Here is an 11,185-nt window from a genome sequence, read left to right as displayed (position 1 = left end):
ACCCGGCCGATATTCCAGTCCATCCGGTCGACCATCGCGGCGTAGACCTCCATGCTACGAACCGACACCGCGCGCTGTTCATCGGTCATGTCGGCCCACTCGGGAGCGCCGTCGGCAACGACCGGGTGCGCCTCGACGTCCGGCGGACACAGGCCCAGCCGCTTGAGTGCGGCCAGTCGCTCTTCGCGCAGCGCGTCGGGTCCGGCGTCGTAGCGGCCGCGGTACTTCGCGATGGATTCGTCCGGGGCCTGCAGCGGCCAATGCGGCGCCTGGAAGGGCAGGTACGCGAAGAACGGCCGGTCGTCGCCGGGGGCGCGTTCGCCGAAATACTGCAGCAGCTTGTCGGTGTAGAAGTCCGACGAGTAGAAGTCATCCCCCACGGTGACGAACTGGTCGTCCTCGGTGTAAAGCGTTGGCACCGGCGAGAAGCTGCGGGCGCCGCCGCCGCCGAAATGGCTGGCCCCGGCCGGCAGCAGCGCGAACGAGCGCTCGAAACCGCGCGCCCAGGGCGACCTGTCGATCGTGGCGCCCAGGTGCCACTTGCCCGACATCAGCGTCAGGTATCCCGCGTCGCGCAGTAGTTCCGGCAACGCCACCACCCGGTCGTTCAGGTAGCCCTCGTAGCCGGGCGCCCCGCGAAACCCGGGGCCGGCGACCTCCAGCATGGTGCCGATGCCGGCGATGTGGTGGTCCGTGCCCGTCAGCAGCATCGCCCGGGTGGGTGAGCACGCAGGCGCCGAGTGGAAGTCGGTGAGCCGGATCCCCGCGTGGGCCAACCGATCGAGGTTCGGCGTCTCGATTTCGCCGCCGAACGCGCCGATATCGGAAAACCCGAGGTCGTCCGCCACGATCACGAGGAAGTTGGGCCTCTTCACGGTGAAGCATCCTGCCAGGTCATCTGCCCGGGCGGAATGCCACCGCGACGGGGCGTCGTTATTGTCAGGGCTGCGCTGTCCGCGTTCGGCGCACGGTTACACCGGAAGGGCTCCGACATGCTGGCAGGTTTCGAAATGTCCATCCCGCTGGTCGCCGCCCCGATGGCTGGCGGCCCGACCACCCCCGCAATGGTCTCGGCCGCGACCCGCGCGGGCGGCCTGGGCATGCTCGCGGCCGGGTACAAGACCGTGGAAGCCGTGGAGGCCGAGGTCAAGCAGGTTCGCGCCGAGGGAATCGCGTTCGGTATCAACCTGTTTGCACCCAATCCGCTGCCGGTTGACCCCGAGCGCTACCGCGCCTACGCCGCGATCGTCCAGCGCGACGCGGATCAGTTCGGGCTGACGCTGCCCTCGGAGCCGATCGAGGACAGCGACAAGTTCGACGAAAAGGTCGCGCTGCTGCTCGACGACCCGGTTCCCATGGTGTCGTTCACCTTCGGCATCCCGCCGCGGGCGGTGATCGCGGCGCTGCGCAAGGCGGGCAGCGTCGTGGTGCAGACGGTGACCACACCCGACGAGGCGGTGGCGGCACGCGACGCCGGGGTCGACATGCTCGCCGTGCAGGGGGCAGCCGCGGGCGGTCACTCGGGCACACTCTCGCCGCGGGAGCCGCTGCGGCCGGTGCCGATCGCCGAACTGGTCGAGCGCATCGTCGCGGCCGTGCCGCTGCCGGTCATGGCCGCCGGCGGGCTCGCCAGCCCCGCCGCGGTGGCCGAGGTGATCCGTGCGGGCGCCGCGGCGGCCGCCGTCGGGACGGTTCTGCTGCGCGCGGACGAAAGCGGCGCATCGGCCACGCATCAGGCGGCCCTGACCGATCCCGCGTACGCCGAGACGGTGCTCACGCGCGCCTTCACCGGCCGCCCCGCCCGCGGGCTGCGCAACGCGTTCATCGATGCCCACGAGGCGCAGGCGCCGCTGGGCTATCCGGCCATCCACTACCTGACCAGCCCGCTACGGAAGGCCGCGGCCGCGGCGGGCAAGCCCGGCTACGTGCACCTGTGGGCGGGCACCGGGTACCGGAATGCCACCGCCGAACCCACCGCCGATATTCTTCGGCGGCTGGCTTCCGACCTATGAGTATTCGAAGCGGTTCAGCACGTCATACCGGCCGCCGGGAGTCGCACAGGTGAGTTTGTACACGAACCGGACCGGCGCCGATTCGATCTGTTGGTAACCTGCCAGCGCCGGGACCTGTTCGAGCAGGCGCAGCCGAGGATTCCAGTTCTCCAGCTCCCGCGCATCGCGGATGCCCCACTTGATGATCCCGCGGGTGAACAGCTTCGACAGCAACGGCGCCAGCGCCGAGAGCGTGTCGAAATGCATTTCGCCGCTTTGGAATCGGCCGGTCAGACGCTGCAATAAGTCGCGGACCTGCTGTTCGGTCAGGTACATCAGCAGGCCCTCGGCGATGACCAGCGTGGGGCGATCGATCGGAACCTGGTCCAGCCACCCCGGATCGGTCACCGACGAGCCGATCATCCGGTACCGCTCGGTGTCCTGATAGAGCCGTCGCCGCAGCTCGATGACACCGGGCTGGTCGACGTCGAACCACGAGGCCGACGGCGGCACGGTGAGCCGGAAAGCGCGGCCGTCGAGCCCGCAACCCAGGTGCAGCACCACCGCGTCCGGGTGGCGCCGCAGGAATTCCGCGCACCAGTCGTCGAGCCGCTTGGCGCGCAGGGCGACCAGGTACTGGTTCGACGCCGGCAGCGAGCTCCGATGGATTCGCTTGAAGTCGTAGTCGATCCGCTCCACCGCTGCCGCCGCCGCTTTGTCGCCCAAAATGGGCCGGTTCGAACGGCTTTCGTGAGCCCGCAGATAGAGCGTGACGAGGTTCGTCCATTCCACCGAACCCCACGGTACGGATGTGAAGTCGACCTTGTCGGTCGGGGTCATGGCTTTCTCCTTGCCGCCCGATATTCGGTCCACATCTGCATGAGCTGATCGCGGTAGGCGTTGGTGCAGAACTCGCAGAAGTCGCGGAAATCCTCGACACGCTGCCGCTGTTCGGCGCGGTCCTCGTGCAGCACGGAAAGGGCGAACTCGGCGGGCTCGATGCCCAGCCGCATGAGCGAGAGCTGGGTTTTAAGAACGCTGGTGAACCCGCCCGGCGTGACCCGATACAGGTGTTGGCGGTCCGGGCTGGGCAACCGCTCCACCATGCCACCCTCCAGGAGCTGGCGGGCGACGGTGCTGATGGAGGCCTTGCTCACCGATAACGCGTCGGCCAGCTGAGTCAGTGACTGTTGCGGCGGATGACAGATCAGCAGCCATCCATACAGCCGGCCCATGGTCCGGGTGGCGCCGAGCAGTTCGAAGAACAGCCCGAGGCGGTCGACGAACTCGGCCTCTTCCGGCGACATGACCCTCCCGCTACGTTTAGTACATACTGAACGTAGCGTACGGAGCAGAAGCCGATTATGGAAGGGCCGTTACGGCGAGAGCGGCGCCCGCTAGAACGCGTCGGGATTCCGCTGCACGTCTTCCGGCACCGGGTGGCGATAAAGGCGAGAGGCGTTCTCCCAGCTGAACTTCCGGATCACGTCCGTGGGCAGGTCGCCGATTTGCTCGTGGATCGTCTCTTGGGTGTGGGGCCAGGTGGAGTCGCAATGCGGGTAGTCGGCCTCCAGCATGATGTTGTCCACGCCGATCCGGTCGCGCTGGACGAACGAGGACTTGTCCTCCACGGCGCAGAACCAGAAGTTGCGAGTGAACACCTCTGCGGGCGTGAGGCTTTCGCCCAGCGCCGCCCAGGTGCCGTACATCGCGTGATAGCTGAGCATGTGGTCGAGGCGATCCAGCAGGCCCGCCACCCACCCGATGCCGCCTTCCGACAAACAGATCTTCAAGTTGGGGAATCTGCTGGGCAGCCCGGAATACAGCCAGTCGACCGCCGCGGAGATGGCATAGGCGAAGAACAACACGCCCTGCACGTCCGGAGGCGCGTCGTCGGTCGTGGAGGGTGAGGAGCCCGACGAGCCGATGTGCAGGTTCACCACGGTGCCCGTTTCGGCGCACGCCGCCATGATCGGGTCCCAGTGTTTGGAATGGATGCTGGGCAGCCCCAGCATCGCCGGGTTTTCGCTGAACGTGACGGCGTGGAACCCACGCTCGGCGTTCTCGTAGATCATCCGCGCGCCGAGTTCGGGGTCGAGCAGCCACGGCAATTGGCAGGGAATGATGCGCTCGGGATACGAGCCCGCCCACACCTCGAGGTGCCAGTCGTTCCACGCGCGCACCGAGGCCAGCGCCAGGTCGCGGTCACTGGTCACCTGCTGCAGGCGCTGGCCGGCGAATCCGGGCAGGAAAGACGGGAAGTTGAGCGAGGCGTAGATGCCGTTGAGGTCCATGTCCTTGACACGCTCGTGGATATCCCAGGCGCCCCTGCGCATTTCGTCGAACCGCACCGGCTCGAAGCCATACTCGGCCACCGGACGGCCGACGACGGCGTTGAATCCGACGTTGGGCAGCTCCCGACCGTCGTAGACCCAGGTCTGTCCGCCGCTGTCGGTCTCGACGACTTTGGGCGCCCGGTCGGCGAATTTGCGCGGCAGCCGCCCGGCGAAGGTATCCGGCGGCTCGACGATGTGATCGTCGACGGAGATCACGGTGTAGCGCCGCGGCGCGCGGGGCGGATCGGGCAAGAAGGTGACCGAGCGTTGCTCGCCGGTCTTCGCCGTCGTGAAGTTGAGGTTGCCGGCCAGCTCGTCGATCGATTTCACTGGTCAATCTCCTTGCGTGGAGGCGTAATCGAGCGTGTGTCGCCGGCCTTCGGTGTGCGACGCGGGCGACGCCTGTCGACGTGTCGCCGCCGTGGACGCACGCGCGACGACGGGGTTCACGTGAGCACGTCGGGGTCGGCCTTGATGGTCATCCGCGCCGCGCCCGCCCAGTACACGTCGGCGGCGCGCTCGACGAGAGACCGCTGCATGCCTGCCATGTCGGACCACTTCATGGCCACCGGCTCCTTGCCCGTGAGCAGCACGTCGTAGGCCAGCTTGCAGACCCGTTCGATGGACGCCGCGCGGTAGACGGCTTCGGGCAGGTTGCGCCCGGTCGCGATGACGCCGTGGTTGGCCAGGATGGTCAGGTTTGCGGCCCCGATCCGTGCGGCGAGCTCGGCCGCGCGGGCGGGGCTGTCGACCTCGCCGTCATAGGTTTCGACGAGGCAGAGGTCATCGAGGAAGAGCGAACTGGTCTGGTGCACCAATTCGGGCAACCGGCCCAACGCGGCGAGCACGCAGACGTAGTAAGGGTGGTTATGGATGACCACCCGGGCGTCGTCGCGGACGCGGTGCAGCTCGGTGTGGATGTAAATCGCCGGGGTGACGTCCCACCGGCCCCGCAGCACCCGGGCGTCGGCGTCGACCACGCAGATGTCGGACGCCGTGATCTCCTGCCACCACAGCCCCCACGGATTGACCAGCATCTCCGTCCGGCCGTCGGGTTGCCAGGTAATGTGTCCGGCCATGTTCTCGGCGAACCCGATGCCGGCCAGGTGGCGGAAGGCGACCGCGAGCGCCTGCTCGTCGGACAAGTCGACCCCGATCGGGGGGACCACCGACGGCGCCCATACCTCCAGGCCGCCCCGGCGCGCGTCAGGAGCATTCATGTTCGGCCTCCGTTCTGGCTCGAATATCCTCGCGCAGCCGGCCTTTGGCAACCTTGCCGCCCGACGAGCGCGGAAGCTCGTCGACCACGATGAGCCGTTCGGGCAACAACTCCTTGGACACCCCCAGCGCCAGCAGGTGTTCGACCAGCTCGGCCAGTTCGATCGTGGCCGAGCCGACGAGTTCGGCGTAGAGGCATACCTTTTCGCCGAACACCGGGTCGGGCATCGCGACCGCGGCCGCCACCGCGATGGCAGGGTGGGTGGTGGCGGCATCCTCGACCTGCGTTGCGCTGATGTTCTTTCCGCCGCGCAGGATGAAGTCGGAAGTTCGCCCGGTGACGGTCAGGTATCCGTCCGCGTCGATCTCGCAGATGTCCCCCATGCGCATCCAGCCGTCTCGGGTGAACAGCTTGTCGTGATCGGTTCCGCCGAGGTAGCCGAGGCTGGTCGCCGGGCCGCGGCAGGCCGGCTGGCCCTTGCCGGTCGCGGTCACGTCGCGGTCCCCGTCGAAGAGCCGGACCGCCATTTCCGGCACGATCCGCCCGCCCGTGCGCAGCCGGCGTTCGCGTGTGTCGTTGACCGTGGTGGCGCTCAGCATCCCGGTTTCGTTGGAGCCGTAGAACTGCAGGATCGTCGCGCCGGTGAGTTCCTCGAACTCGGCCGCCGGCCGGTAGGGCAGCGCCTCACCGCCGGTGAACACGACCCGCAGCGAGCTCAGGTCGTGGTCGCGGGTCGCGGGATCCGCCATCAGCATGGTCAATTGCGTACTGACACAGCACAATACGGTGGCCCGGTGTTGGGCTATCGCCTCGCAGGTCGCCCGCGTGCTGAACCGGTCCAGGATGACGGCGGTGGCGCCGAGATAGATCGGCGTGGTGTGGCTGGTCCATAACCCGAATCCGAACGGTGTCGGGATGACCGGCAGGAAAACGTCCTCCGACGTCAGCAGCCCGTTGGCGACGGCCTTCTGGTGGAAGTAGTGCCAGCGATTCTGTGTGTGCACCACGCACTTGGGCAGCCCGGTGGTGCCGGATGTCGAGTTGATGAGGAATACATCGTCGGGCCCGAGTCGGGATTCGGGGGCAAGCGCCTTCCGCGCCGCCCGAACGTCGAGTCGCGGCGAGCCGGCGGGCGAGTCCAGCGTCAGGGTGGGGAGCGCAAGCTCCCCGGCGACGTGCGCCGCGGTCGCCCCACGCAGTTGGTCGCTGATCAGGATTTTCGGCTGGGCGCTGCGCAGTATCGCCGTGACTTCACGGGCTCCGGCGCGCGCGCCGACGCCGACGACGACCGCCCCGCACCGCTCGATCGCGACGAACAGCGCGTGCAGGGCCGCGGAGTCGCCGTGCCACACCGCCGCGCGGTCGCCGGGCTCGATCCCCGCGCCGGCCAGTCTCTCGGCCAGAGCGCTTGCGGCATCGTCGAATTGGCGCCAGCTCAGCGCTGTCCCGGCATGGTCGACATAGGCAAGGCGGTCCGGCGACCGTTCGGCGTTGCGGCGTACCGCGTCCGACAACGTCGTGTCCGACCAGAAGCCGCAAGCATGAAACCGGGCCGAGTCCTCGGCACTGAACGCCGGCGAGGACTCGATCTCCATCAGCCGATGATAGGAAAGCGGCCGGCGGCCTCGCCGGGTACTGCCCGCTAGGGGTTCTCCGGGGCCGGTGCGGGCGCGTCGTGTTGCGGGTCGCTGACGGGGCCCGGAGGACGGGGCCGCGGCTTGTGGCAGTTGCGCGTGCAACCGCAGTTGAGGCCGATGATGCAGCCGCCCCCGCCGGCGGGTTGCACCGGCAGGGCGCCGCCCGGGGCGGGCGGGGGCGCCGGCGTCACGTTGGACGAAGACGTCGGGTTTGCGGCCCGGGTGACCGTGTCGGCGTCCGACCACCCGAACGCCAGGACGAGCGCTGCGAAGACACCGCCGACCGCGGCCACGGGCTGGGCTTGTCGAATCTTCACGATCTCTCCAGTGTGCTTTCAGGCGGTCGGACTAGGGATTTGGCGGCGTGGAGGCGGGCGGGGCGTGCTGTGGATCGCCGGCCACGGCCGGCGGGCGTGGGCGTGGCGGCGATTGGCAGTGCTGAACACATCCGCAGTTGAGGCCGATAAAGCAGGGCGAGCTGGGCGGTCCGAGGGCACTGTGGTCGATCGACGAGGATGGGGACGGCGCAACGGTTTTTGTGATGGCCGCCATCGGGGTGGCGTCGAATGGCAGCAAGACAAGTGCGGCCAGGCAGGCGCATAACGCCTTCGCCGTCCCGGTCCGCCCGTTTCCCATGCTCACCAGAGTAGTTAGTCGCCGCCGCACGCGCAGAACACGCGCGGGTTTCAAAGAACACTCCAAGAAGTCACCAAGAATCCTTCCAGCGCCGCCGTGGACGGTGAATGCGCTTAGCGCCCTTGGGATCGGTAGCGGCCCCGCCGGGTTGCACTTGCCGCACCACCGCTGCGCCCCGCAGCGATCGACACGGAGGTTCATGGCGGATGAAAAGCAAGGTCGTCGTGCTGCTGGCCGGCGGGATGCTCGCGCTGGTCCTGCTGACGCGCTATTTCGCGCTGAGCCGGGCCGGCGTGCCGTTGGGGTGGATGATCTACCTCGGCCTGCCGATCACCGGCGCGGGCGTGCTGTTCGCGCTGCGGCTGATCGATCTCGGCGCGGGTTGGACCACCAAGGGCGGCTCGATGCCGCACACCGGGGGCGTCCACGCTGCTCACCCGGCCGCGGTCGCGCGGCCCGAGCCACCGCTGTACGACCGCCTCAAACAACTCGAGGACCTGCACGCCAGGGGCGCCATCACCGACACCGAATACAGCGCCCAGCGCCTACAAATCATCGCCAACATGTAGGTCGGGTGCCGCCTCGGCGCCTCGATGCGCCGTCGCCGTGCGGACCGCGTAGATCGCGGCGCTGACGCCGAACATCGCCGAGGTCAGCAGCAGCCAGCGGCCAAGAAAGGGATCCTGCGTCTGGCCGGTCGCGGCCGAATACGTGGCGGCGCCCTGCTTGATGATGCCGGGCAGGAACACCAGCAGCGTCAGCCCCGCACCGAGCGCGGGCACCCGGATGTGATTGATCACGGGCACCGGCCGCGGCGGCAGCCGGACGACGGAGCGCGACAGCAGCCGGTCGAGCAATGCGTAGATCGGGAACAACACCAGGTCGTGGGCGACGATGGCCGCGGCGAACCACACGATGATCGACTGCCACCACACGTGCGTGTTCCACAGCGTGACCGGTTTGCTGGTGGCCACCACGTAGCCCAAGAGGGCGAACCCGGCGATCAGGATCAACAGATGCCATGGGCCGGACCCGTAGAGCCTCATGAAAGCCGCTCGGGCGCTATGCATTTGGGCCGGCCCTGAAGGCAATTGATTCCACCCATTTGGTGTTGTGTACGCCGGGCAACGCGGGCACGATGATGCGCGCCGGGAACCCATGGTCCGGGGACAGGTCGGTGCCGTTGACGCGCAGGGCCAGCAACGCATCGGGGTGCAGCACCTGGCTACCCTGCAGCGTCGCGCGGCCGAACGCGCCCCCGCGCTCCAACGACGAGACGTACGCCGAGTCGGGAGCCGGTACGCCGGCGAGCCGGGCCAGGTCCGCCAGGCGCACACCGGTCCACGTTTGGGTGGTGGACCAGCCTTCCACGCAGGCGATCGGCAGCGTGGCGGTGCGCTGCGGCATGGCCAGGAGGGCGGAGCGGTCCAGGACGACGGCGTGCGGGCCGCCGCTCAAGGTGAGCCGCCAGCGCTCGCCCGTGTCTTCGGCGGAAATGCCGGCCACCACCGCGGTCCGGTTGACCTCGAAGTCGCCGGGACCATCCCCGCGGGTGCGGCCGCGCGGAAGCAGCAGGGCCGCGGGCCGCGTGAACCCACCCAACGTCTGCCCCGCGGTGATGGCCGCCATGAACGCCGCACCGCCGCCCACGAGCGCCAGGGCGCCGCGGCGGCTCATCGTCGCGGGCGCCGGATCCGCGGCGACCAGCCCGTCCGGCTGCCATAGTTCGGCGCGGGTCTCGGCGCGGCCGGCGCGCAGCACGTCGCGCACTGAGATCGAGCGCAGGCCGGACCACATGGCCGGGATCTTGATCGCGATGTGCACGACGAATCCTGCGATGAACACCCAGGCGCCGAAGTAATGCGCGGTGTAGAAGCTGAAACCGAAGATGTAGTCGTACTGGATGTTCAGCACGCCCGTGACGATCTCGAACAGGATGCCGCCGACCAGCATCAGCAGCGAAACCCGTTCCAGCAGTTGGGCTATGGACCGGGCGGGCGGCCACGCGAACAGTCGCGGGATCACCGACCACAGCTTGGCCAGCACCACCGGGATCAGGATCAGCCCGAGCCCGACGTGCAACCCCTGGGTCAGCCGATACAGCCACGACGGGTTGGTGGGCCAATCGAACGTCGGCAGCTTCAGCCATCCGACGTCGCCGGGGATGGCCTGGCCGAACCGCGGCCCGTAGGCGACGTACGACAGCAGCCCCGTGATGATGACGATCGGCAGCGTGACCAGCAGCACCGACCCGAATACGGATGTCAGCCATGGTCCCCGCAGCGGGCTGCGCCAGCGCTGCGCCCGCCCGACACCGGGCGGTGGGTGCTCATCCAGGAGGCGCCACAGCCGCGCGGGAAACCCGTAGCCACCGGAATCGGTCGGCTCGGTCTCTTCGGTGCCGGAACTGGGGGCGCGGCGCATCATCGATGATCATCCACGAGCGCGCGCTGGAAATGGTTCACTTCGGTGTCTGTTCTCCGGAGTGGCAACCCCGCCGACTGCTGCTAGCCCTGGACCGTTGGCCGGATGGTGATGTCGCCGATCTCGACCTCGTGCGGTTGCTCGATGGCGAACGCGATGGCCCGGGCCACCGCCGCCGGCGGCAAGCCGAATTCGGTCATGTTGCGACGGATCTGAGCGCGCATCGCCGCGTCGTCGATGGAATCGTCCAATCGGGTGTCGACGAATCCGGGTGAGATCGATGTGGTCCGCACGACGCCGTCGGTGGATTCCTGGCGCAAGCCCTCCATCAGGGTGCGAACGGCGTTCTTCGTGGCGGCGTACACCGCCATGGTGGGCACGATCTTGAGCCCCGCGGTCGACACCGTCGTCACGAAATGTCCGCGCCCTTGATTTCGGAAAACCGGCAGGGCCGCCGCGATCCCGTGCAGCACTCCCCGCAGGTTGACGTCGATCATCGCCGTCCATCCGTCGACGTCGAGGTCGGACACCGGCCCGATCTTGCTGATGCCGGCGTTGCTGATCAGGACATCGAGCCGGCCGAATTCGCCGGTGGCCGTCGCGACGAGCCGCCGAAGGTCTTCGGGTCGCGAGACGTCGGTGCGGCAGGTGACGGCGGATCCGCCCCGGTCGCGTATTTCCCGTGCGATCTCATCGAGTCGCTCGGCGCGGCGCGCGCCGATGGTCACCCGGGCGCCGCGCTCGGCCAGCAGCAGGGCGGTCGCCTCGCCGATCCCGCTGCTCGCCCCGGTGATGGCCACGACCTGCCCGTCGATCCCCGTCATCGCGCACAGGCTACCCAGCGGCCCGGCGACGGCAACTCGATGAGCGCGGCGCCGAGCGTCAGTCCTTGCCCCGCGGCGGCGGCTCCACCTCGACGCCGGTGGAATCGTGTTCGGGACC

General features: G+C 68.5%; 12 protein-coding genes. 2 read left to right on the top strand and 10 right to left on the bottom strand.

The annotated features are described in order from the left end of the window. A partial coding sequence (locus A5704_RS22735) for a sulfatase-like hydrolase/transferase (protein ID WP_156737734.1) occupies positions 1–875 on the bottom strand: 875 nt, incomplete at its 3' end. Between the two features lie 117 nt (positions 876–992). Between A5704_RS22735 and A5704_RS22730 the strand changes: the two genes are divergently transcribed. Then, positions 993–2,012 (top strand): nitronate monooxygenase family protein, encoded by a 1,020-nt coding sequence (locus tag A5704_RS22730; RefSeq protein ID WP_067891207.1) that lies wholly within the window; start codon positions 993–995, stop codon positions 2,010–2,012. Here A5704_RS22730 and A5704_RS22725 read toward each other — a convergent pair. The 6 genes from A5704_RS22725 to A5704_RS22700 all read right to left on the bottom strand — a co-directional run bounded on the left by A5704_RS22725 (position 2,007) and on the right by A5704_RS22700 (position 7,500). After that, positions 2,007–2,831, bottom strand: coding sequence for a class I SAM-dependent methyltransferase (locus tag A5704_RS22725; protein ID WP_067891204.1), 825 nt, complete (start codon positions 2,829–2,831; stop codon positions 2,007–2,009). The two genes, A5704_RS22730 and A5704_RS22725, sit on opposite strands and share 6 nt — an antisense overlap. Then, a complete protein-coding gene (locus A5704_RS22720) occupies positions 2,828–3,298 on the bottom strand; it encodes a GbsR/MarR family transcriptional regulator (RefSeq protein ID WP_067750170.1) in 471 nt (156 codons plus the stop codon). Before A5704_RS22720 ends, A5704_RS22725 begins: the two co-directional genes overlap by 4 nt. A 90-nt stretch (positions 3,299–3,388) precedes the next feature. Continuing rightward, positions 3,389–4,657 carry an amidohydrolase family protein gene (locus A5704_RS22715; protein ID WP_067891201.1) on the bottom strand — a complete coding sequence of 423 codons (1,269 nt, stop codon included), beginning with the start codon at positions 4,655–4,657 and terminating at the stop codon, positions 3,389–3,391. A gap of 116 nt (positions 4,658–4,773) precedes the next feature. Then, complete coding sequence (locus A5704_RS22710) at positions 4,774–5,547, bottom strand: class II aldolase/adducin family protein (RefSeq protein ID WP_067891198.1); 774 nt, start codon at positions 5,545–5,547, stop codon at positions 4,774–4,776. Then, complete coding sequence (locus tag A5704_RS22705; RefSeq protein ID WP_067891195.1) at positions 5,534–7,141, bottom strand: class I adenylate-forming enzyme family protein; 1,608 nt, start codon at positions 7,139–7,141, stop codon at positions 5,534–5,536. Before A5704_RS22705 ends, A5704_RS22710 begins: the two co-directional genes overlap by 14 nt. Positions 7,142–7,188: 47 nt before the next feature. Continuing rightward, a complete protein-coding gene (locus A5704_RS22700) occupies positions 7,189–7,500 on the bottom strand; it encodes a hypothetical protein (RefSeq protein ID WP_156669964.1) in 312 nt (103 codons plus the stop codon). Positions 7,501–8,025: 525 nt separating this feature from the next. Between A5704_RS22700 and A5704_RS22695 the strand changes: the two genes are divergently transcribed. Beyond that, positions 8,026–8,388, top strand: coding sequence for an SHOCT domain-containing protein (locus A5704_RS22695; protein WP_067784647.1), 363 nt, complete (start codon positions 8,026–8,028; stop codon positions 8,386–8,388). On the opposite strand, the gene A5704_RS22690 is transcribed toward A5704_RS22695, so the two are convergent. The 3 genes from A5704_RS22690 to A5704_RS22680 all read right to left on the bottom strand — a co-directional run bounded on the left by A5704_RS22690 (position 8,365) and on the right by A5704_RS22680 (position 11,067). Further along, the gene (locus tag A5704_RS22690) at positions 8,365–8,889 is read right to left on the bottom strand and encodes a hypothetical protein (protein WP_067891192.1); all 525 of its coding nucleotides are present in this window, start codon (positions 8,887–8,889) and stop codon (positions 8,365–8,367) included. The genes A5704_RS22695 and A5704_RS22690 overlap by 24 nt on opposite strands. After that, positions 8,882–10,243, bottom strand: a complete 1,362-nt coding sequence (locus A5704_RS22685; RefSeq protein WP_231969217.1) for a molybdopterin-dependent oxidoreductase — start codon at positions 10,241–10,243, stop codon at positions 8,882–8,884. Before A5704_RS22685 ends, A5704_RS22690 begins: the two co-directional genes overlap by 8 nt. An 83-nt stretch (positions 10,244–10,326) precedes the next feature. Then, positions 10,327–11,067 carry an SDR family oxidoreductase gene (locus A5704_RS22680; RefSeq protein WP_067891189.1) on the bottom strand — a complete coding sequence of 247 codons (741 nt, stop codon included), beginning with the start codon at positions 11,065–11,067 and terminating at the stop codon, positions 10,327–10,329. Positions 11,068–11,185: the final 118 nt, after the last annotated feature.

Origin of the sequence: Mycobacterium sp. E735 (assembly GCF_001666955.1) — a bacterium.
Taxonomy (GTDB): domain Bacteria; phylum Actinomycetota; class Actinomycetes; order Mycobacteriales; family Mycobacteriaceae; genus Mycobacterium.
The sequence above is the reverse complement of the archived record's forward strand: the minus strand, read 5'-3'. Positions and strand labels throughout refer to the sequence as shown.